Consider the following 21,698-nt stretch of genomic DNA (forward strand, 5'->3'; position numbering starts at 1 on the left):
CTTCTGGGGTAGGAGACGAACGAAGCGATCCTATCTGCACTCGAAAACGGTCGGGTCTACTGGAAGCCGATCCGGTCGGTGCCACGGCGACGCTCGGGCTCGGGACCGCCGCCTTTGAACTCTTCTTCCATCTGCTGGAAGTACTCTCGAATGTCGTCGTCGACGGTCGGGCGGACGTCTTCGAGGGCAGCCCGGAAGTGACTCATGCCGATCTCCTCGGCGTCTTCGTTCTCTCGGAGGGCGTGGATCGCGGCCTCGCGGCCGATCGATTCGAGGTCGCTGCCGACGTATCCCTCGGTGATCTCGGCGAGTTCGCGCAGGGAGACGTCCGGTGAGAGCGGCGAGTCGTCAGTGTGGATCTTGAGGATTTCCTCGCGACCCTCGACGTCTGGCTCGCCGATGTACACTAGCCGATCGAACCGGCCCGAGCGAATGAGGGCGGGGTCGATCATGTCCGGACGGTTGGTCGCGCCAATGACCATGACTTCTTCCATGTCTTCGAGACCGTCCATCTCGGTCAGCAACTGGTTGACGACGCGTTCGGAGACGTTCGAACCCGAGCCCTGCCCGCCACGACCAGGGGCAAGAGAGTCGAGTTCGTCGAAGAACACGACCGTCGGGGCGACCTGCTTTGCCTTCCGGAACGTCTGGCGGATGGCTTTCTCGCTCTCGCCGACCCACTTGCTGAGCAGCTGGGGGCCGCGCACGGAGATGAAGTTGGCGTCAGTCTCGTTGGCGACGGCCTTGGCCATCAGGGTCTTGCCCGTCCCGGGTGGGCCGTACAGCAGGACGCCGCTGGGTGGGGAGACGCCCATGCGCGTGAACTTCTCCGGACTTGACATGGGCCACTCGACTGACTCTTGGACCTCGTTTTTGGCCGTCTCCAGGCCGCCAACGTGGTCCCAGGAGACCTTCGGCAACTCGACGAGGACTTCCCGCATCGCCGAGGGTGAGACCTCGTTGAGCGCACCTTTGAAGTCATCGCGCTTGATGATCATCCGGTCGATGAGACTCGGCGGGATGTCCTCCTCGTCTAAGTCGATCTCGGGGAGGTACCGCCGCAGGGCCTTCATCGCCGCTTCTTTCGTCAAGGACTCGATGTCCGCACCGACGAAGCCGTGGGTGTCCTCGGCCATCCGGCCCAGGTTCACGTCGTCGCTCAGGGGCATCCCGCGGGTGTGGATCTGAAGGATCTCCTCGCGGCCGGTCTCGTCGGGGACGCCGATCTCGATTTCGCGGTCGAACCGACCTGGCCGACGCAACGCGGGGTCGACCGAATCGACGCGGTTGGTCGCGGCGATGACGACGACCTGGCCCCGTGATTCCAGGCCGTCCATCATCGTCAGCAGTTGGGCGACGACCCGGCGCTCGACCTCGCCGGTGACGTCTTCGCGTTTGGGTGCGATCGAGTCGAGTTCGTCGATGAAGATGATCGAGGGGGCGTCCTCGGTGGCGTCCTCGAAGATCTCACGCAACTGCTGTTCGCTTTCCCCGTAGTACTTCGAGATGATCTCCGGGCCGGCAATAGAGAAGAAGTTCGCGGAGGTCTCGTTGGCGACGGCTTTCGCCAGCAGCGTCTTGCCCGTCCCGGGCGGGCCATGCAGGAGAACGCCCGAGGGCGGTTCGATCCCCAGTTTCTTGAAGATCTGGGGGTGTTTCATCGGCAACTCGACCATCTCGCGGACGCGCTGGATCTCGTTTTCCAGGCCGCCGATGTCCTCGTAGGTGATGCCCCCGCCGGTCTTCTCGTAGCCCGAGATGGGTTCCTCGCGCAACTCGACGTCGGTGTCCTCGGTGATGAGGACGACGCCCTCGGGTTCGGTCTCGACGGCGATCAGCGGGATCGCCTGCCCTGGCGAGCGCATGAAGGGGTGGTTCGTCGAGGACATCACGGGAACGATATCGCGCTCGACGACGGGCCGCTTCAGGATCTGGCGTTTGACCATGCCAGCTGCATCGGAGCCAAACTGGACGCTTGCCTCCTCGGGCGGGGCCAACACGAGCGAGTCGGCCTTCTCGGCTTCAGCTTTGCGGATCTCGACGCGCTCGCCGATCCCCACGTCGGCGTTTTGGCGCGTGAACCCGTCGATGCGGACGGTGTCGGTGTTCCAGTCCTGCCGGTCGGCCCGCCAGACCTTCGCGGCGGTCTGCTCTGCACCCTCGATCTCGATGATGTCGCCGGGGGAGAGCTTGAGGTGAAGCAGGGTATCGGGGTCGAGGCGCGCGATGCCCCGGCCCGAGTCGTTCGGGTAGGCCTTCGCGACCTCAAGTTGGACTTCGTTCATAGGCGTGGAGTGTGTCACACTCGGGCATCCCGGGAGATATGTTTTTTGCTACCGGGGGGTTGGGTTCGTGAGTCCCGACACCCGCGGACTTTTCTTCGCCGACGGCCGTCTTCGGGGTATGTACACACTCGCGTTCGACGGCTCGATGGGGGCAAGCGGCGACATGCTCCTGGCCGCGTTGCTCGATGCCGGGGCCGATCCCGCCGTCCTCACACCGGTCGAGGAAGCCCTGGATGTCGAATACACCATCGACCGGACGACGACCGGCGGGATCGACGCGACGACGGTCGATGTCCGGTACGTGGCCGACGCCGACAGCCACGCTTCCGGGTCTGGAGACGAGCACTCTCATAGCCAGGACGACCAGCCACACGAGTCCGACGATACCCACGCCCACGATCCCGCTGGCGACAGTGCGGAAGGGCACGGCCCGACGCGGACCTATCCGGAAGTCGTGGCGATCGTTGAGGCGATGGAGCTCCCCGATACTGTCCAGAACCGGGCGCTCGCTATCTTCGAGCGCCTGGGCGAGGCCGAGGCAGCCGTTCACGGGACCGATCTCGACGCGACCCACTTCCACGAAGTCGGGGCCGACGACGCCATCGCCGATGTGGTTGGGGCGGTGCTGTTGCTCGATGACCTCGCTCCCGATCGGACCGTCACCACGCCGCTCTCGACCGGTAGCGGCGAGGTCGAGATGGCCCACGGTACCGCGAGCGTTCCCGCGCCAGCCGTCGTCCAGATCGCCGCCGACGCCGACTATGCGATCCAGGGCGGGCCACTCGAGCGGGAACTCCTGACGCCGACCGGGGCGGCCATTCTCGCCGAGATCGCCGAGGGCGCCGAGTCGTTGCCCACGATGGACGTGACGACATCCGGATACGGCGCGGGCGATCACGATACCGGCGATCGGGCTAATGCACTCCGGGCTGTCGTTGGCGAGACGGCCGGGGACCTCCGTCGCGAGGCGATCACCGTCTTGGAGACGAACGTCGACGACGCGACGCCGGAAGTACTGGGCAGCCTCCAGGAGACGCTCACAGCGGTCGGTGCTCGGGATGTCTCGATCTTGCCGGCGACGATGAAGAAAGCCCGGCCGGGCCACCTCATCAAAGTGATCACAAAGCCCGCGGACGCCGACCGGGTGGCGCGAAAACTCGCCGAAGAGACCGGAACACTCGGCGTGCGCGAGCACGGTGCCGGCCACCGCTGGGTCGCCGATCGCGAGACACGCACGGTCGAAATCGAAATCGCTGGCGACACCTACGCCATCGACGTCAAAGTCGCCAGCGACCGCGAGGGAACGTGGCTCGACGCGAGTGCCGAATACGAGGATGCCTTGTCCGTCGCCCAGGAGACTGGCCGGCCGGTCAGGGAGATTATCGATCGAGCCGAGCGTTCCCTCCGGGAGTGACTGCCTCAGAGCAGTTCGGCCGCTGGGACGTATCCATCGAACTGCCTCCCCGCGTATCGAAATCCGAGCCACCCGAACAGCCAGGTCAAGACGACACTGAGGAGGGCGGCCCCGGAGAGCGCCATCGTCCCTGCGCCGCCTCCCACTCCGATCAGGGCTGGTAACGATGCCACGCCGAGCACGATCACGAACAGGACGACAGCGAACGTACTCGGCTCGACCGTCTCCGATGCGCCGGGGATCGACTGCGTTTCGACCGACGGGAAGACGATGCCGGCGGCCAGGGCGATTCCCGGCGCGCCCAGGGCCATCCCGCTACCGACGATCGCCAGGGCAAGGATCGTCAGCGGGGGCGTCCCCAGCAGTGCGCCGAGGACGACCGTCCCGCCGATGGTTGCCGGAAGCCCGACCAGCCAGCCGGCGACGACGAGCCCGGCGAGAAACGACCGCGCGTCGACGCCGGCCGTCAGCGTAATCGGGAGCAGTCCTTCTTCGCCGCCGATCGGATTCAGCGCGAAGGCCGTCCCCGTCGTGACGACACCGGCGGCCGCGGCCCCGTGGGGGAGCCACGGCGGGATCGTCCCGTCCTGAATGGCGAACTGCACGCCGAGCATCGCCAGCGCGAAGTACGGCAGCAGTCCGTACTGGACGATAAACGGCGACCGCCGGGCGCGCAGGACGGATTTTCGGGCGACGGCTCGCGTAGCCCTCGATAGGCGTGTCTCGGGAAGCCAGCCCAGGAGGTCCGTTCCCGCCACCGTCGTGTCCGCTCGCTCCGCGGGCCGGACACGCTCGCCGAACCAGACTCGCCGCGCCAGCCTCGCTCCCCCACCGGCGACGACCGGCACACCGAACCCGAGGACGCCGAGGGCACCCAGCAGGTGGATCGACTGCGGGGCGACGTTCGGCGTCCCGGCGAGGGCGAGATCGCCGAGCCAGGCGGGCGGCAGCGCGAGCAGTGGGTCGACGATCGCCCGAGAGAGGGCATGGCCCTCCAGGAAGAACATGTAGCCCCCGAACGCCAGGAACGTCCCGACGACGCCCAGCTTGCCGCGGTTGCGCGTGACGAACGTCGATCGCATCGAGACGTATCTGAACGCCATCCCGACGGCGAACCCGACGGCTACCACCAGCGCGAGGACACAGAATGCGACTGCGGCCAGGACCACCGCCGCTACTGGGGCGCCCGTGCCGAGACCGAACGCGAGGATGGTCACCGCGGCGGGCAGGCCGAGAAACAGGAGCCCGCGGACGGCTTCCGCGCCCATCACACCCACCGCGACCGCCGCCGGCGAGGTCGCGGTCAGCACTGCCCCTGGGGCGTCGAGCGAGCCGCTTCGCTTGACGGTTCGTTGGGCGGCGAGAAAGGTCCCGAACACCAGCACTGCCAGCGCGCCGAGACGCGGCTGGGTCATCGTCGCCAGCCCGTCCTCGGCCACGAGCGAACCCAGGAAGAACCCCATAACACCGCCGATGAGACTGTAGAACAGTCCCACGGCCACGCCGGCGACCAGCTTGTTGGACTCGCTGGTCCGCAGTCGCCGCCAGGTCCGTCTCACCTCCGTCCGGGCGACCAGTATCGCCGCGGCCGCCTGCTGTCTGGGCTCGCGGGTCATTGGTCGGCTGGCGCGGCAACGCTCGAGCGCGAGCGAGTCACGTTCAGGAATACGTCCTCCAGATCAGCGCCTTCGCCGGTCATCTCGCCCAACTCGTCCGGTGGGCCCTCGGCGACGAGACGGCCGTCCTGTAGCACGCCGACTTGATCGCCAAGTTCCTCGACGACGGGCAGGATGTGTGTCGAGAGAAACACTGTCACGCCGCGATCGGAGACGTCGGCGATCGTGTCTTTGACCGCCCGCGCTGCGCGTGGATCCAGTCCGGCGGTCGGTTCGTCCAGGAACAGGACATCTGGCTCGTGGAGCAGTGCGCCGATCAGCCCCAGCTTCTGTTTCATCCCTTTCGAGTAGCCCGAGACGGCACGGTCGGCCCCATCAGTGAGTCCAAATCGGTCGAGCAATGACTCGATACGCTCGTCGGCCTCGATGCCGCGCAATCCGGCGACGTACTCCAGGTTTTCGCGCCCGGTCAGTTCCGGGTAGACCGGCGGTTCCTCGGGCAGATACCCGATGTGTGGCGTGACGCGCTCACGGCGGCCGATCGACTCGCCCGCGACGGTCGCCGTGCCGGATGTCGGCTCCTGGAGCGTCGTCAGTATCTGGATCGTCGAGGTCTTGCCAGCCCCGTTGGGGCCCAGAAAGCCATAAACGGCACCCTGTGGGACGGTCAGATCCAGGTCCCGGACGGCGATTGCCTCGCCGTACTCTTTCCGGAGGGAGTCGGTTTCGATAGCGGGGGGCTCGCTCATGGACCGACGTTGTGTCGAGTGCAGTAAGCACATTTCGATCTGTCCATCAGCCGGATAGATCGTGGACAACGACGGCCGGCGTGACAGATATCGGTCGCACATCTTCCGGCCGTTCACAGCCGTCCATGCGATCATGGCGGACAAGACGGGTGGCGTGCCCTGGTGATTCTCTCCATCGACGAAGGGCACCCCCGGTGCGGGTGCGACTGGTGATCGCCTCCCGTTGTCCTCACGTCAGCCTGATCCGCTCTCGGTCGGGGCACGGTTCACTCGATCGGTGTCAAAGAAGACATTCGCCCCGCACGGCGTTGACCGCTCATTCGCGATCTCCTCAGAGACCATTCGCCTGCGTAGGCTACCGAGGCGTCTCGAGAGTTGCGTACACGATACAGGGCACGTCTTTCAAGATCGCTGTGTCATCCACAGCCCGTACAGCATCAGACCGATACCGACGGCGATAGAGACGACAGCAGGCGGTCTGTACGTAATTGTGTCTGTCAGGTGGGCAACGCTGTAGGCGATGAGACCGACTCCGATGCCGAATTGCAGGACAGTCAGGACCGTGCTGGTTGTCGTCGATTCGGCGTCCACGGGAAAAGTTACTGTTCGGACATGTATATATGAACCGGTAGAGTGCCTGTATCTCAGGGGGCCGTTCTGTCGTCGCCGGTTTGTGCACTGGTTGCACCGCAGGAGAGTAGCTGTGGCGGTTCACTGACACCGATGCCGTATCGACGACTCATACGGATTGCTCTAAGTCATTACCATATCAACCGCCCGCATTCGGGCGCTTGTCACGGTAAACAGTTAGAGAAATCCGTATCATAGTGATTACTACGAGTCTTCACCGCCGAGATAATTCGTTCCGATGATTAGATCTTCTGAACCGGCGTCTTTCGACACCGTCAATGAAATTATTTGCGGTAATCACTCTCGACGCTCGCGGTGTTCGGTCAGGGCCTCTTCGATAGTCAGCTTACCGGCCGCAACACGCCGAGCCAGTTGCTCGTCGATCGCTCGATTATCGTCACCGGCCTCCCGGGAGCGATCCGTGATCCGCTGGAGTTCCCCAGCGGTCGGTTCGATGTCGATCGAGTCGACGCGTTCGCCCTCGATGCGAGCGATGTTGACGGCTGCGAGTACGTCACCCATCCCTCGCGCTCCCGTCCCGAGATACGGCGTTGTCCCCGTTTCGTCGACTACTTCGACTGGGACGTCTTCGAGGTCGTCGACCACGCGGGAGCCGACCAGACGCGCGCCGTCGCCGATCCGAACCAGTGGGTCGGTCGCTCCCTCGATCTCCCGTCGAACTACTGCACCCACCTGATCGGCCGGGACCTGAAACGCGCCGATCACGACATCACCCGCGAGGACGGCAATCCCGGGCTTCTCGCCGGGATCGATCCCGACGATCACCCGGCCGGCGTCCCCGCGCATGATCGCAAGCAGGTCCTCGACGGCGCGCCTCGGCTCGGCGGGGGCGGCCTCGACTACCGCGATGTCGGCTGGCGGATCGACGGCCTCCTCGGGGCCGACGACGACTGCCTCCGTTCGGTCGGGCAGTGGCTCGTCGGGCTCGATCGTCGTGAACGTCACGCCGCGGTCGCGCAGCTCGGTGACCACGCCGTGGTACAGTTCGAAGTCTGCGGTGGCGAGGACGATCACTGGATTCGGGTTCGAGATCGGGGGTCATAAAATCGCCGCGGTGTCTATCGAGGGAGGGTCGATCCACGGGGTTTTTGCACGGACCGCCAGTAGATCCGGCCAGTGAGCGACCCGATCTCAACTGGCTGTAGGGCCGTCGACGACCTGCTTGGCGGCGGCCTCGAACGCGGTGCCGTCACCCAGATCTACGGCCCGCCTGCGGCGGGGAAGACGAACCTCGCACTCGGGGCGGCCGTCGAGACGGCCGTAGCCGGAGAGTCAGCACTCTATCTCGACACGGAGGGTGTCTCGATCGATCGCATGCAGCAACTGGCCGACGCCCGCGGCGACGTCGAGGAGCTTGCCTCCCGGATCATCCTCACCGACGCCCACACCTTCGAGGAACAGCAGGAGGCCGTCCGTGACGCCGAGGAGTTCGGCGAGCAAGTCGACCTGATCGTCCTCGATAGCGCGACGGGCTTTTATCGCCTGGAACGGACCGAACAGGAAGACGGCGAAGCGTTGCGGGCGGTTGCCCGCCAGATCACGCACTTGCTCAGCCTGGCCCGCAAACACGATCTCGCGGTCGCGTTTACCAATCAAGTGTTTTCCGACCCCGAGAGCGATCAAATTCGTGCCCTCGGTGGCCACACACTCAACCACTGGTCGTCGGTGGTCCTCCGACTCGATCGGTTTCGGGGCGGCAAGCGCCGGGCAACCCTGGAGAAACACCACGCCAAAGCGACGGGTGACACCGCACGCTTTCAGATTACGGACGCGGGCCTTTCCGGTATCGAGGACGCGTAGCGTCGCCCGGACCCGGCGGATTTTTGTCCAGGCCCGTTGTGGCCGGTACAATGGACGCTGCGGAAGACGCCTACGGACAGGCGATTCGTGACTACTACGAGGGGGGCGAGGAGCGTTTCGAGATCATCGAACGCGACGATGGATTCGTCGCGCCGTCGTCCGGCCCGGCCACCTACTTCTCGGAATACGACGAGTGGGGAGCAGACGAACAGACTGCACTCGGTCATCTCCAGGGGTCGGTCCTGGACGTCGGTTGCGGTGCGGGGCGACACGCCCTGTACGCACAGCGGCAGGGCCACGACGTGACAGGTATCGACATCTCGCCGGGTGCAGTCACGGTGAGTCGGGACCGCGGTGTCGAACGTGTCGAACAGTGTGACGTGGCTGCCGTCGACGAAGCCTTCGATTCCGGCACGTTCGAGACGGTGCTCATGCTCGGCGTCAACTTCGGACTGGTCGGCACTGCCAAGACTGCACCGGACGTGCTCGGGGCCCTGGCGACGGTCACGACCGACGATGGTCGTATCATGGCCCAGAGTCGCGATCCACACGACACCAACGATCCATACCATCGCGAGTATCACGCCTTCAACCGGGAACGCGGTCGGCTGCCCGGTGCGCTCCGGATGCGAACGCGCTACAAGACTTACGCGACGCCGTGGTTCGACTACCTGCTTGTCTCGCCGTCGGAAATGGACGATGTTCTCGACACGACCGTCTGGACGCGAACGGAGACGTGGCAGGGCGAGGGCGGGCTGTACACCGCGATGCTGGAGAAGCATTAACAGAATTGCAAGCATACGGCGGCCTGCGGCCGCCGTTTTGCCGCGAGCGCGCTCGGAGAGCGCGACTCGCGGAACTTTTGGCTTCTAAAGTTTTCAAGGAGTGGTTCGAGCGCGCCGACGGCGCGACTCGAACCCGACGCAGAAAAGTTTAGTATATGAGCGCGTCGTCGTTGTCGACCATGTACAGCGTCCGGGCGGCGATGTTGACCGCGTGGTCGCCGACGCGTTCGAGGTCACGGATCGTCAACAGAAGGCGAGAGACGTCACGCATGAGGGATTCGACTTCCTGTTCTGCGGTTTCGGCGTCGATCTCCCGCTCGATGAGATTTCGCATGACGGTATCGGAGGCGTCTTGACACAGCATGTCGACGTCGTCGTCGCGGTCGCCGATCGCATAACAGAGATCCGTGTCCTCCTCGGCGTAGGCGTCCATCGCCTGCTCGTTCATCGTAACGACTTCCTCGCCGATCGCCTGGACGTCGACGTCGGGGTACATGTCTTGTTCGGCTTCGAGGGCGTACTCGCCGAGGTTGACCGCGAGATCGGCGACGCGCTCGAGATCGGTGATGATCTTGAAGGAGGCAGCGATAAAGCGCAGATCGCCGGCGACGGGTTGCTGGAGCGCGATCAGGTTGACACACTCCCGTTCGAGATCGAGATAGAGCTGGTTGATCTCCTCGTCGCCGTCGATGACTTCTCGAGCGAGCTCTTCGTCTTTCGTTTCGAGTGCATCCAACCCGAGTGTGAGCCGATCGTGGACGACCTCGCTCATGTAGAGGACGTCCTCGCGCAAATCCTCGAGTTGCTCTTGGTATTCTTCGCGTGGCATGGTTGGTGGTGGGTGGGTGTCCGGTAAGTGTGTTGTCCTTTGGCCAATGTCGGCGAACGTTACCCGAACTTGCCGGTGATGTAGTCCTCGACGCGCTGGTTTTCGGGGTTCTCGAAGATTTTGTCGGTGTCGTCGTACTCGACGAGTTCTCCACCGGTGAGGAACACGGCCGTCTGATCGGATATCCGGGCGGCCTGTTGCATGTTGTGGGTGACGATGACGACGGTGTAGGATTCGGCGAGTTCCTCGATGAGGTCCTCGATCTTCGAGGTCGCGATCGGGTCAAGCGCCGAGGCAGGTTCGTCCATCAGGATGACCTCGGGGTCGACGGCGATCGCCCGGGCGATGCAGAGGCGCTGCTGTTGGCCGCCCGAGAGGTCAAGTGCCGACTCGTCAAGTTGATCCTTTACTTCGTCCCAGAGTGCGGCGCGTTTCAGCGCCGTCTCGACCCGTTCATCGAGATTCTCAGTGTCGTCTTGAATCCGAAGCCCGTAGGCGACGTTATCGTAAATCGATTTGGGGAAGGGATTTGGATGCTGGAAGACCATTCCGATCTTCCGGCGCAGGGCGACGGGATCGACGTCGTCGTCGTAGACGTTCTTGCCCTCAAAGCGCAACTCGCCGTCGATCCGGGCGGCGTCGATGAGGTCGTTCATCCGATTGATACAGCGCAGGAATGTCGACTTCCCACAGCCCGAGGGACCGATCATCGCGGTCACTCGGTTCGACGGAATCTCCATCGAAACCTCCTGGATCGCCTGTGTTTCCCCGTAGTGGACGTCCAGGTTGCGGGTCTCGATGACGGTATGACTCTCTTCTGTCGTGGGGTCGTCCCCTTCACCGAGGCCGCCACGGCCGGGTGCTGTCGAGATGAGTTGCTCGTCGTTCGATGCTGGGTCGGGTGAAGTGTTCTCCTGTGACATCCTCAGGCCTCCGTTTCGTATTTGTTTCGTAGCAGAATCGCCACCGAGTTCATCGTCAGCAGCACGATCAACAACGTGACGACGCCCGCCGCGGTCACGCCATGTTGGAACGCATCGCCGGGAAGCGACGACCAGGTGTAGATCTGCATCGGCATCGCACTCACGCTCGAGAAGAAGCCGCTGGGTGGACTCGACGTACTCGTCGCGACGCCGACCATGATCAGTGGCGCAGTCTCCCCGATCGCACGCCCCAGTGCGAGGATCGTCCCCGTCAACATGCCGGGCAACGCCTCCGGAATCACCACGTTTCGGACCGTCTGCCATTTCGTGGCCCCCATCCCGTAGGACGCCTGTCGAAGCGATCCCGGGACTGCCCGAACGGCTTCCTGCGCGGAGATGATGACGATGGGGAGGATGAGCAACGAGAGGGTGAACGTGGCTGTGAGGACTGTCCCGACGCCGATCCCGGTGTAGATGAACGGAAGCGGGACTTCGACTCCCACAAAGGGGATCGTCAGCGACTCCAGGCGCATGTTGACGAAGATCCCCAGTCCCAGCAACCCGTAGACGACGGAGGGAACGCCCGCGAGGTTGGAGATGTTGATCTGGATGATTCGCGTGATTCCGGCCAGCGGTCCGCTGGAAGGGGCGTACTCCTCTAAGTAGATGGCCGCGCCGACCCCCAGCACGAAGGTGAGGATGGCGACTAAGACGATCATGAACACTGAGCCGACGATCGCTGGATAGAGCCCTGCGTTGGCGGCTGTGCCCGTCACTGGGTCACTGGTGAGAAACTGCCAGTCCAGCCACGGTTCCGGTCGGCGGAAGCCAAACGCGCCGACGATCGTCCGTCCGAGTACGAACCCGCCAAACAGGATCGCCGGAAGGGCAAAGGCAGGCCGGCGGGCCTGATCCCGGATCGTGTTGGTGACCGCGACGGCGACTGGGACGGCGAAGACGACCAGTAGTGTCAGCCAGACGGTCCGGGAGATGATGGCCACTCGATCGATCACCGGGATGCCGGCGATCGCGACGGCCGGCAGCGCCACAGCGGCCCCGAGTGTCATCCGCTTGCCGTACTCGAACAGCGACCGGAGGACGAACGCGAGGATCGCTGCCCCAGGGAGCACGACCGAGACGAACATGATCCCGGGCCCACCGAGCAGGCCGGCGATGTTCGTCAACACGGAGAGGGCGAGCGTCCCGACCACTGGGCCGCCCAGCAAGACGAGAAGAATACCGAGCCCGGTCCAGTTCGCTTCAGTATCGTATCGCCCGTAGGCGTACAGCGCCCCGGCGGGCGCAAAAACCGTCAGGAAGTACGCGAACCAGACGTTTGGCCCTGCGATGACGAGGAGGACGAGTACCGTTCCGATAGCCCCGAGCAGACCGCCGACCGTCCAGCTAACGAGTTCGAGCGCTGCCTCGGCGACGGCCGGACGTGTCCGCGCGTACCAGCCAAAGGCAGCCGTCGGGACGAGCACCGTCGCCCCGAAGGTGAGGTACCAGCCTGTGCCGGCACTCCAGAGGCCGAAGGCGTCCCAGAACACGAACGTCAGGAGCGACGCGAGTGCGATCAGCCCCAGTACTGATGCCCCGGCTGAGAGATACTGGAACGCGATCCCTCTCAGGCGGTTTACCTCGCCAAACGCCGACCCGCCGGACGCGTTCGATTCGGCCGCCATCACTCGTATTCCTCCCTGTACCGCGCCGCGATGCGATCACTCAACACGTTCATGGCCAAAGTGATAACGAACAGCGTCAGCCCGATCGCGTACATCGCGTCGTAACTGATCGACCCGCCTGCGAGGTCCCCACCGGCGATGTCGATCATCTTCGAGGTCATCGTTGCCATGCTGTCGGCATATAGACCGATGATGTCTGTCGGAGCGACGTACGGGATGCCGAACAGCGATTCCGTCGCAGGCAGTTTCAGCGGACTCGTCCCCGCTGCCAGGGTGACGGCCATCGTCTCACCGACAGCCCGGGAGATCGCCAGGATGAACGCCGACGCGATGCCCGAGATCGCCGCCGGAACGACGATCGTCGTCGAAACACTGAATTTCGTGGCCCCGAGCCCGTAGCCTGCCTGCCGGAGCGAGTCCGGCACGGATGACATCGCGTCCTCGCTGATCGACGAGACCATCGGAATGATGAGGATTCCCACGACGATCGACGCTGAGAGTCCGTTGAACAGTCCCAGCGTGGGAATCTCGACACCAAGTATCCCGCTAAGCCAGCCGATAACGACGTTGAGTGCTGGCGTGATATACACCAAAGCGAAGTACCCGTAGACGACCGTGGGGACCCCGGCCAACACTTCGAGCAGCGGCTTGAGGATCGCTCGGACGCGTGGACTGGCGTACTCGCTAAGGTAGATTGCCGTCAACACGCCCAGTGGAATCGCAATGACTGCTGCTCCGATCGTGATCAGGAGCGTGCCGACCACCAGCGGGAGGACGCCGAACACTTCGCGTTGGACGTTGAAGGTCGTCCCCGACAGGAATTCGACGGTAGAGTACTGGCCGAAAAAGCCGGCCGCGTCGATGGTCAATACGAGGATGATCCCGACCGTCGTCAGGATTGATATCACGGCCGAGGCGAAAAAAAGCGCGTGATAAATGGATTCACGGGTTGTCCGTGTTCCGTGACCGCCGGTCAGATCCGGGGATTCCCTTTCAGCACTCATCTATGGTCCGTGCGTTCTCATCTGTGGGTGAAAAGCGACTCGGAACGATCTTACTGGGCCGACTCGATCGCTGAGTCGAGTTCCTCGAGTTCCCGTTGCTTCTCTTCTTCAGTGTTCGGGACGTATCCGACCGTATCCGCGACCAGTTCTTGGTTCGTACTCTCCTCGGCGAAGAACCGGCAGAACTCCGCGACCTCGTCCCGTTCGAGGGCGCTCTCGGCGACGTAGGTGAACAGGGGTCGCGACAGTGGCTGGTACTCGCCGGTCCGGGCGTTCTCTAAGGACGGCTCGACGCACCCATCGCCGTTGTCGATCGAGACGGCGTTGACTGTGTCTTGGTTGTCGGCATAGTAGGCGAATCCGAAGTACCCGATAGCGTACTTGTCGCGCTGGACGCCGGCGAGGATTTCGTTGTCCCGCTCGGTCGCAGAGTAGTCCGAGGTGTGGTTTGTCTCCTCGCCGACGATCGTCTCCTTGAAGTAATCGAACGTGCCGGAGGTCCTGGCCGCGCCAAAGCGGTTGATCGGCTCGTCGGGCCAGGAGGAATCGACGTCGCTCCAGGTCTGGGCACCGTCTTCCCGCCAGATCTCGGCGAGCTGCTCGACCGTCATGCACTCGACCCAGTCGTTGTCGTTGTTGACGATGACCGTCACGGCGTCGCTCGCTACCTTGATTTCGTGAGGCGTGACGTCATTCTGAGAGCACTGATCCTGTTCGCTGTCGGTAATCGGTCGGGATGCGTTGTTGATGACCGAGTTTCCGAGACAGAAGTGGTTACTGAACCCACCACCGCTCCCGGTCCGGTTGATGGGGATGGTCACGTCCGGATTCTCTGCTTCGAACTGGTTGATGACCTCGACGGCCAGGGGATACACCGTACTCGAACCGGTCATCTTGAACTCGCCCGACAGCGAGCTCCCGCCCGTGGTCGTCGTTCCGCTTTGTTCGGTACAGCCAGCCAGCGCCAGTGAACTCACACTCGCGGTTCCGGCTCCGATCAGAAACTGTCGCCGCGACACGTCTCGACCTGGATCCCGTGTCATTACCTCCAATACCGTCCTCATTAGAGTAAATACCCTACTATTATTTCTCTTATCTCTATATAGACCTATATATTTATTCGGATCGCCGATCGTTGGACGTCCTCGACCGATCTTCGGCCACGCGGCGACGATCCGATAGGCGTGTCACTCTCGTGGGTACTCCGTTGGCTGAGGTCGCCTGCTACAGATCTCTCTACCCATGAATCGCCGTTATACGGTGTTTTGTGGGGGATAAGCGGACTCTCGCTGGAGGACTTTCCTGTAGTGCTCGTGGCTTCATACCAGCATATAGCAGTATATATCTATTTATAGGAGAAAATATATAGGTATGAAATGATTTATATTCCTCCTTCGGCTTACGTCGTGATATGGAGACCCGCAAGGTCCAGGTGACGGGCGGCTCGACGTATACCGTCTCGCTTCCCAAAGGATGGGCGACAGAGAACGAGGTCAGTGCGGGCAGCATCGTCGAATTCCACTCTGAGGAGGATTTCCTGTTGCTCTCGCCGAGGGACGAGGAAGAGCGAACCCGAGGGGTCCTCGACGTGAGCGGGCTGACGGCCGAGACCGAACTGACACGGGCGGTCATGACGATGTACGTCAGTGGGTTCGACATCATCGAACTGGAAGCGGCGCGGATCACTGCCGCCCAGCGCCGGATCGTCCGGGACGCGACCCAGGGCCTGGTCGGGCTGGAAGTCATCGAGGAGACCGGCGAGCGGGTCGTCTTGCAGGACTTGCTCGATTCGTCGGAGTTGTCGGTCCACAACGCGATTACGCGGATGCGGTTGGTCTCGCTGACGATGACCGAGGACGCTGTGACGGCCCTCGTCGAGAACGACGCCGATCTCGCCCAGGACGTCAGGGAGCGCGACGACGACGTCGACCGCTTGTGGTACATGGTCTCGCGGGTGTTTCGGACGGTGCTACGTGATCCGACCACCGCCACCGAGATTGGGTTCCCGCGGGAGACGGTTTTCGACTATCAGTCTGCTGCCAGGCAACTCGAACGGATCGCCGACCACGCCGACAAGATTGCCGGGATCGCCAGCGAGATCGGCGACGTTCCATCAGAGGAGGCACAAGCGCTCGACGAACTCCGTGAAATCGCCGTTTCCGTCCCCGAGACCGCGATGGACGCGCTGCTGGCCGATGACTCCGACGAGGCGGTCGAACTCGCGAACGAAGCCCGGAGCCGGATCCCAGAGGTCGATCGAGAGGCCCGTGACGTGGACAATCTCATCCGCGAGTTCGACGACCCACAGCGTGCCCATCGCCTCGGGCTCATCGTCGACTCGTTGTCCCGGACGGCCGACTACGGGAGCAACATCGCCGAGAGCGCACTGCAAAAGGCCGCACCGCGGCCGTCGTAGCAAGCGGACACCGCTGGTTTTTCGACAGCTATCGGTGTGTTTCAACAGCCATTTGGACGTCCCGGCCCTGACATGTCCATGGCCCTGCGTGCCACCTACGAGATTACCTGCGAGCACCTGCCGTTCGTCTCCATGGTGGCCTCGGTCCCGGACGCGACTCTCCTGGTCCGCTTGGTTCCCAGCCAGGACGAATACACACCGTTCATCGTTACTGTCCAAGAGGGGCCGGCTCCGGCTGTTGAGAAAGCCTTCGACGAGGCGATGTTCGTGGCCGGATACACACGTCTCGACGAGTCCGATGCGCCACCGCAGTACAAGGTGTTGCCAGCCCTGAGTATGAGTGATCACTTTCCCGAGGACTTCGACGTGGGTGGGCTGAAAGCCCTGGCCGATACTGACTCCCTCGTCGATGAGATCCGGGTGACACAGACCGGCTGGATCCAGTCCGGCTGCTTCGCAGATCGGGCGACTCTCGCGGAGTTTCAGTCGTTTTGGGAGCGCCACGGTAGCTTCCGCCTCCGTCGGATCAAGCCGGCCTCACGTCCACATGCGGAAGCTGACGGGCTGACCGAGCCCCAGCGCGAGGCACTTCTCGCGGCCGCGGAACAGGGCTACTTCGCCGTGCCCAGGGACGCATCGCTGGCCGACATCGCAGCCGGTCTCGATATCAGCGCGTCCTCGCTCTCCGAGCGACTCCGACGGGGCCAACTCGCACTGATCGAGACGTACTTCGATGGCCCGGATGCGTGATCTACGGCTCGGATTCTTGTTCCTACTTGAATGACCGCATGACTGAGAGTTAGTCTTAGTCTCGCCCGTCCCCGAGCGATCGATCCATGCAAACGGTGACGTCCGCAGACGGTACACGTATCGCCTACGAACGACGCGGTGAGGGAGCGCCGCTTATCCTCCTGCACGGTTCCAGCGCCGACCGCCACAGTTTCCGGCCGTTGATTCCCCATCTGGCCGACGAACAGACGCTCATCGTCCCAGATCGCCGTGGGCGGGGTGACAGCGAGGACGGGTCCCACTACAGTCTCGACCGCGAGATCGAGGATCTGCGCGCTCTCGCTGCCGCAGTCGACGGGACTCCCTCCGTATTTGGCCATTCTTTCGGGGGGCTCGTCGCGCTGGCGGCCGCGCCGGACCTCTCCATCGAGCGTCTCGTCCTCTATGAACCGGCCGTGCTGGTCGGCGAGCATCGGGATAGCGACCTTGCCAACCGCATGCAGGACCGTCTCGATGCGGGTGAACGCCGCGAGTCACTCCGGTTGTTCGTCGAAGAAGCCGGCGGGGTTCCTGACGTGACTGCACTTCCGTGGTGGCCCGATGAGGCACCGCTCGATCGCGTCGAAACCGTCGTTCGAGAGACTCGCGCCGTCGAGAACTACCGGATCTCGGAACTGCCCGTCGTCGATGCCCCAACACTACTCTTGACGGGTAAACGCGGGCCGGACCACCTTCGGGACGCCGTCGGAGCGCTTTCGGACCGACTCTCGGATGTCTGCGTTATCCCGTTCGACGACGTCGGACACATGGGGATCGAGGCGGCACCCGAACGGGTCGGCGACGCTCTCAACACTTTCCTCGGGTAAGTATCGCCATTACTGTCGAACCGTCGTCTTGTCCCTCGAAATCGCACACTGCTTGAGACAGTCTGCCTCGACAAAACGAGTCGCAGTTATTCGAGCAGTTCGGCGTTGACCTGGCCGTCCTGGCCGGGTCGGGAGGTTACGCGGGCCTCGCCCTCGCTGGTCTCGATGACTGCGCCTTTCGTGATGATGTTCCGCCGGACGTAGTTGGGGTTGGCGGGGTTCTCGACGACGTTCTCGATCTCGGCGCTGATGGTCCCGTCGTCGGTCGCCACGCTGGCGACGTCCGTCGCGATGGTCCGGACTTTCTCGGTGCCACCACGCGCGTCGACGAACTTGAGTTTCTGCTCGCCGACTTCCGTCTCGGTCGGCTCGTCACCGAGTTCGTGTTTGCGTTTGTTTCGGGCGTGTCGGCGTCGACCACCGGTGCGCTTGCGCGTCGAGCGTCCCTGGAATTTCATACCGAAAGCAAGTGCGAGGGCGTACTTCAACCCCTCGAATCTGGGCCGCGATCGTCAAGTTTAGAAGCGCGAGCGGCCCACCTCGGCGTAATGAGCCTCCGAACAGCCGTCGCTGCCCCGTTCGTCCAGGCCGGGACAGATCGTCTTCCCCGCAGCGATTTCGTCGTCGACCTCTCTTTAGACCGGGACTGGGTGTCGCCCGAGCAGGCAAAGCGACTCATCGATGTCGCCGCCAGCGAAGGGCTGCTCACGGTCGAAGAACAGACCCTCGAACTCACCTTCGATCACGCTTCGGTGACGGTCCCACCTGATTTCGTCCCCGACGAGTCCATCCTCCGGGAGCGTTCGACGTTCGAACGCGTTCTCGATGCACTCCTCGCCGAAGGCATCGACAAACAGGAAGCCGTCGCGGCCATCAACGGCCTCCAGTCAGACCTCGCGATCACGCTGGAAGCCGCGGCTGTCCTCTACGCTCGCCGCCAGGGTATCGACGTCAGTGAGGTCACAAACCAAGCGATCGAGGGGCGCTGAGATGGTTCGGGATCGGCTTCCCGACGGCGACCGCATTGCTGAGGTCCTCCGTGCGGAGATCGACGGCCGCGAGACGGCCGGCCTCGAACGCTTCTCGATCGAGACGACAGGGGACGATACGACGATCGTCTGCGATGAGAGCCCACTGGCCGAGATAGTTCCCCGCGAAACGGGCGTCGAGATGCGATTTCCCGAGGGCACAACAGCCGTTCGATCGGCTGCCGAACATACCAGTCTCGAAGTCGAGGAGACGGAAGGCCCAGTCGTGGTCGTCGTCGACTCGGCCGCGGAAACGAAGGCTGCCGTCGATCTGCTCGTCGCAGTCGTCGATCGCTTGCCGTGAGTACTGCTGCCCGTTCGTTACAGTGATTCGACGACCGCCGGCAATTCCGTGCCGAGATTCTCCCGTTCGATGTGAGCGTCGGCGCGCGGATGGGGGTCCGGGCCGCCCGGATAGAGGACCTGGATCGCCCGCATGCCGGCGTCGAGTGCCCCTTCGACGTCAGCTTCCGGCTTGTCGCCGACGTAGACTGCTTGCTCGGCGTCGACAGACAGGGCCCCAAGCACCGCTTCGAAGGCGACCGGATCGGGCTTGCGCGTCTCCATACGCCCGGTGACGACGGTCGCGTCAAGGAGGTCTCCCCAGCCTAGTTTCTCGATTTTCGAGCACTGGGCGCGCTCGGGACCGTCAGTCAGGACGCCGACGCGGTAGCCGGCTCCCGTGGTGAGTTGGGTGAGCAACGCTTCGGCCCCCTCGATCGGTTCTAAGTGCTCGTTGACCACGCCCCGGTAGGTCTCGGCGACGGCGTGGGGGTCGATCGATTCGTCGTCGATGAGCGTTTCGAAGATCCGCGCGCGAGTGTCGCCCGTCACGGATTCCCGGTGGGCGCGTTCGTACGTGCCGTACTCGATCGGTTCTAACCCGGCCGCAGTCGCCGTGTCCGCGAGCAATCGTTGGCGGTCGCGGGTCGTCACGGCGAGCGTCTCGTCTAAGTCGAACACCACCGCCGCGAGTGTCATCAGATAGGCCTAACCTGACGTGAGTAATTGAGTCTTCCCGTTCGATCCGCTCGCGTGGGCGATGGAAATACTTGAGTCGCCCCGGCCGGTTGCCCCCGCATGGACTTCTTCGAGCGACTGGCCGCCCGGATCGATGCGGTCGACAGCGTTCTTTCGGTTGGTCTCGATCCCGATCCAGACCGCCTGCCCGCCCATCTCGCCGATCGCGACCTTCCCCGTTGGGCGTTCAACCGCCGGATCATCGACGCGACCCACGAACACGCCGCGGCCTACAAGCCCAACGCCGCCTTCTACGAGGACCGTGACGGCTGGCGCGCCCTCGAAGAGACCATCGCCTACGCCCACGGCAAGGATGTACCCGTCCTCTTAGACGCAAAGCGGGCCGACATCGGGAATACGGCACGCAAGTACGCGAGCGCCCTCGACAGTGGGGGTCTCGACGCCGATGCAATCACTGTCAACCCCTATCTCGGCCGGGACTCTCTGGAGCCGTTTCTCTCCCGCCAGGAGGCAGGCGTGTTCGTCCTCTGTCGGACCTCGAATCAGGGTGGGGCGGACCTACAGGACCTGGAACTCGACGGCGGCGACACGCTTTATGAGCGCGTGGCCGCGTTGGCAGACCTGTGGAATCGGAACGGTAACGTCGGCCTCGTCGTCGGTGCGACCGCGCCGGAAGAGCTCGAAACGCTTCGCCAACAGGTGCCTGACCTCCCATTCCTCGTGCCCGGCGTCGGCGCCCAGGGTGGCGACGCTGAAGCGGCCGTCGAATACGGGCTCGCCGAGAGTGGGACCGACACACGCGTCGGGCTCGTGAACTCATCACGCGGGATCATCTTTGCGGGCGAGGAGGCCGGTGGACCGAGCAAGCCGGATCCCGACGCGTACTATCGGGCCGCGGGGGAGGCTGCAAAGCGACTCAAGCGCCGGCTGAACCGCCACCGCGATGCCTAAAAACGTTACGCAGACTTGAGCGGCGAACAACCCGGCACTCCTTTTGGTATGCCTGGCGATCGGTGATTCACTCGATGACAGCCAGTCAAAGTCCCTCATTGCTCGGCCGGATCGTCAGCATCGGCGCGGCCGAACAAACGTACCGTAATCTCGCGTATCTTTTCTTGCGGTTTCCGCTGGGGATCGCCTACTTCACGCTCTTTTTCACCGGCATCGTCCTGGGTATTGTCTTGCTCCCGTTGCTCGTTGGCGTCCCGATCTTGATCGGCGTCCTCGTCGCCGCCGATTACGCGGGCGTAATCGAGGCGCGTATCGCGGACGGCCTCCTCGGTGTCGATGTCGACTGGACGCCGACCGACCCGAGTGCGTTGTCGGTGACTGAGTACGCCAAAACGATCGTGGCAACTCCGCGGAACTACGGTCTGGTCGTATACTTTCTGGCGCAATTCGTCGTCGGCGTCATCCTGTTTATCGCGCTCACGACCGGGCTGATCATCCCCCTCGCGCTGCTGGTCGCGCCGCTGGTCTTCTGGATTCCGGGTGTCCGCTATCAGTTCCTGGGCGGCGACGGCTCGATGATCACCCTTGGACCGATGGAAGTCGAGAACTCTCTCAGCACTGGTGGGTTCGACATGGTTCTCATCGACACTGCACCCGAGGCACTGGTGGCGTCGGTCGTCGGCGCGGTCGTCTTGCTGGTCGCCCTGCACGTCTTCAACGGCGTCGCTTCCGTTCTGGGATGGCTGGCTGTCGGGCTCTTCGACGCAGGCGATCAGAACCGGTAGGTGTCACCATCGTCAGGCTGGTCGGTGTCGCCAGGTCGACCGCTACCGATCTCTCCGGCACACTCGACGCAGAAACCGACCGTCGGCTCGTAGTGGGCCTCACAGACGAGCGACCCACAGCGACCGCAAGTGTATTCGGCGCTCTCGCTTTCACAGACCGTACACAGCCCCGAAACGCTCATGTCCGCACCTACGGGCTGG

General features: G+C 63.5%; 23 protein-coding genes. 10 read left to right on the forward strand and 13 right to left on the reverse strand.

What is annotated here, in order from left to right:
- Positions 1-56 precede the first annotated feature (56 nt).
- A complete protein-coding gene (locus FR699_RS00100) occupies positions 57-2,285 on the reverse strand; it encodes a CDC48 family AAA ATPase (RefSeq protein ID WP_158853217.1) in 2,229 nt (742 codons plus the stop codon).
- A 118-nt stretch (positions 2,286-2,403) separates the two neighbouring features.
- On the opposite strand from FR699_RS00100, the gene larC reads away from it, so the two are divergent.
- Complete coding sequence (larC, locus tag FR699_RS00105; protein WP_158853219.1) at positions 2,404-3,699, forward strand: nickel pincer cofactor biosynthesis protein LarC; 1,296 nt, start codon at positions 2,404-2,406, stop codon at positions 3,697-3,699.
- 5 nt (positions 3,700-3,704) lie between these two features.
- Here larC and FR699_RS00110 read toward each other — a convergent pair whose 3' ends face one another.
- The 4 genes from FR699_RS00110 to FR699_RS00125 form a co-directional block, all read right to left on the reverse strand.
- On the reverse strand, positions 3,705-5,315 hold the full coding sequence (locus FR699_RS00110) for a hypothetical protein (RefSeq protein ID WP_158853221.1): 1,611 nt from the start codon (positions 5,313-5,315) through the stop codon (positions 3,705-3,707).
- Positions 5,312-6,064: an ABC transporter ATP-binding protein gene (locus FR699_RS00115; protein ID WP_158853223.1), complete on the reverse strand. Its 753-nt coding sequence runs from the start codon at positions 6,062-6,064 to the stop codon at positions 5,312-5,314. Before FR699_RS00115 ends, FR699_RS00110 begins: the two co-directional genes overlap by 4 nt.
- A gap of 402 nt (positions 6,065-6,466) precedes the next feature.
- Positions 6,467-6,655, reverse strand: a complete 189-nt coding sequence (locus tag FR699_RS00120; protein WP_158853225.1) for a hypothetical protein — start codon at positions 6,653-6,655, stop codon at positions 6,467-6,469.
- A gap of 336 nt (positions 6,656-6,991) precedes the next feature.
- The gene (locus FR699_RS00125) at positions 6,992-7,729 is read right to left on the reverse strand and encodes a hypothetical protein (RefSeq protein ID WP_158853227.1); all 738 of its coding nucleotides are present in this window, start codon (positions 7,727-7,729) and stop codon (positions 6,992-6,994) included.
- A 102-nt stretch (positions 7,730-7,831) separates the two neighbouring features.
- Between FR699_RS00125 and radB the strand changes: the two genes are divergently transcribed.
- Positions 7,832-8,515, forward strand: a complete 684-nt coding sequence (radB, locus tag FR699_RS00130; protein ID WP_154552364.1) for a DNA repair and recombination protein RadB — start codon at positions 7,832-7,834, stop codon at positions 8,513-8,515.
- A gap of 50 nt (positions 8,516-8,565) precedes the next feature.
- The gene (locus FR699_RS00135) at positions 8,566-9,300 is read left to right on the forward strand and encodes a class I SAM-dependent methyltransferase (RefSeq protein WP_158853229.1); all 735 of its coding nucleotides are present in this window, start codon (positions 8,566-8,568) and stop codon (positions 9,298-9,300) included.
- Between the two features lie 148 nt (positions 9,301-9,448).
- Here the strand turns inward: FR699_RS00135 and phoU are convergent, their stop codons facing one another.
- The 5 genes from phoU to FR699_RS00160 are packed head-to-tail and all read right to left on the reverse strand — an operon-like array spanning position 9,449 to position 14,784.
- Positions 9,449-10,129, reverse strand: a complete 681-nt coding sequence (gene phoU / locus FR699_RS00140) for a phosphate signaling complex protein PhoU (RefSeq protein WP_154552362.1) — start codon at positions 10,127-10,129, stop codon at positions 9,449-9,451.
- Positions 10,130-10,188: 59 nt separating this feature from the next.
- Positions 10,189-11,052, reverse strand: a complete 864-nt coding sequence (gene pstB / locus FR699_RS00145; RefSeq protein WP_154552361.1) for a phosphate ABC transporter ATP-binding protein PstB — start codon at positions 11,050-11,052, stop codon at positions 10,189-10,191.
- 2 nt (positions 11,053-11,054) lie between these two features.
- Positions 11,055-12,737 (reverse strand): phosphate ABC transporter permease PstA, encoded by a 1,683-nt coding sequence (pstA, locus tag FR699_RS13255; RefSeq protein ID WP_158853231.1) that lies wholly within the window; start codon positions 12,735-12,737, stop codon positions 11,055-11,057.
- Positions 12,737-13,741: a phosphate ABC transporter permease subunit PstC gene (gene pstC, locus FR699_RS00155; protein ID WP_154552359.1), complete on the reverse strand. Its 1,005-nt coding sequence runs from the start codon at positions 13,739-13,741 to the stop codon at positions 12,737-12,739. Before pstC ends, pstA begins: the two co-directional genes overlap by 1 nt.
- A 50-nt stretch (positions 13,742-13,791) precedes the next feature.
- The gene (locus tag FR699_RS00160) at positions 13,792-14,784 is read right to left on the reverse strand and encodes a PstS family phosphate ABC transporter substrate-binding protein (protein WP_158853233.1); all 993 of its coding nucleotides are present in this window, start codon (positions 14,782-14,784) and stop codon (positions 13,792-13,794) included.
- A gap of 368 nt (positions 14,785-15,152) precedes the next feature.
- Between FR699_RS00160 and FR699_RS00165 the strand changes: the two genes are divergently transcribed.
- The 3 genes from FR699_RS00165 (at position 15,153) to FR699_RS00175 (ending at position 17,752) form a co-directional block, all read left to right on the forward strand.
- Positions 15,153-16,157, forward strand: coding sequence for a phosphate uptake regulator PhoU (locus tag FR699_RS00165; protein ID WP_158853235.1), 1,005 nt, complete (start codon positions 15,153-15,155; stop codon positions 16,155-16,157).
- A 78-nt stretch (positions 16,158-16,235) separates the two neighbouring features.
- Positions 16,236-16,907, forward strand: a complete 672-nt coding sequence (locus tag FR699_RS00170; protein ID WP_158853237.1) for a helix-turn-helix domain-containing protein — start codon at positions 16,236-16,238, stop codon at positions 16,905-16,907.
- An 86-nt stretch (positions 16,908-16,993) separates the two neighbouring features.
- Entirely contained in the window at positions 16,994-17,752 is a 759-nt protein-coding gene (locus FR699_RS00175) for an alpha/beta fold hydrolase (RefSeq protein ID WP_158853239.1), read from the forward strand.
- An 86-nt stretch (positions 17,753-17,838) separates the two neighbouring features.
- On the opposite strand, the gene FR699_RS00180 is transcribed toward FR699_RS00175, so the two are convergent.
- Entirely contained in the window at positions 17,839-18,210 is a 372-nt protein-coding gene (locus FR699_RS00180) for a 30S ribosomal protein S8e (protein ID WP_154552354.1), read from the reverse strand.
- A gap of 90 nt (positions 18,211-18,300) precedes the next feature.
- On the opposite strand from FR699_RS00180, the gene FR699_RS00185 reads away from it, so the two are divergent.
- Together FR699_RS00185 and FR699_RS00190 are read left to right on the forward strand one after the other, a co-directional pair.
- Entirely contained in the window at positions 18,301-18,741 is a 441-nt protein-coding gene (locus tag FR699_RS00185; protein ID WP_158853241.1) for a DUF2240 family protein, read from the forward strand.
- A 1-nt stretch (position 18,742) separates the two neighbouring features.
- The gene (locus FR699_RS00190) at positions 18,743-19,084 is read left to right on the forward strand and encodes a hypothetical protein (RefSeq protein WP_158853243.1); all 342 of its coding nucleotides are present in this window, start codon (positions 18,743-18,745) and stop codon (positions 19,082-19,084) included.
- A 17-nt stretch (positions 19,085-19,101) separates the two neighbouring features.
- Here FR699_RS00190 and FR699_RS00195 read toward each other — a convergent pair whose 3' ends face one another.
- The gene (locus FR699_RS00195) at positions 19,102-19,761 is read right to left on the reverse strand and encodes an HAD family hydrolase (RefSeq protein ID WP_158853245.1); all 660 of its coding nucleotides are present in this window, start codon (positions 19,759-19,761) and stop codon (positions 19,102-19,104) included.
- A 99-nt stretch (positions 19,762-19,860) separates the two neighbouring features.
- On the opposite strand from FR699_RS00195, the gene pyrF reads away from it, so the two are divergent.
- Entirely contained in the window at positions 19,861-20,712 is an 852-nt protein-coding gene (gene pyrF / locus FR699_RS00200; RefSeq protein ID WP_158853247.1) for an orotidine-5'-phosphate decarboxylase, read from the forward strand.
- A 74-nt stretch (positions 20,713-20,786) separates the two neighbouring features.
- Positions 20,787-21,497, forward strand: coding sequence for a sensor domain-containing protein (locus FR699_RS00205; protein ID WP_158853249.1), 711 nt, complete (start codon positions 20,787-20,789; stop codon positions 21,495-21,497).
- Here the strand turns inward: FR699_RS00205 and FR699_RS00210 are convergent.
- Positions 21,485-21,679 (reverse strand): hypothetical protein, encoded by a 195-nt coding sequence (locus tag FR699_RS00210; RefSeq protein WP_158853251.1) that lies wholly within the window; start codon positions 21,677-21,679, stop codon positions 21,485-21,487. The genes FR699_RS00205 and FR699_RS00210 overlap by 13 nt on opposite strands.
- Positions 21,680-21,698 lie beyond the last annotated feature (19 nt).

It is taken from the genome of Halorhabdus sp. CUG00001, from assembly GCF_009797925.1.
In the GTDB taxonomy this organism is placed as follows: domain Archaea; phylum Halobacteriota; class Halobacteria; order Halobacteriales; family Haloarculaceae; genus Halorhabdus.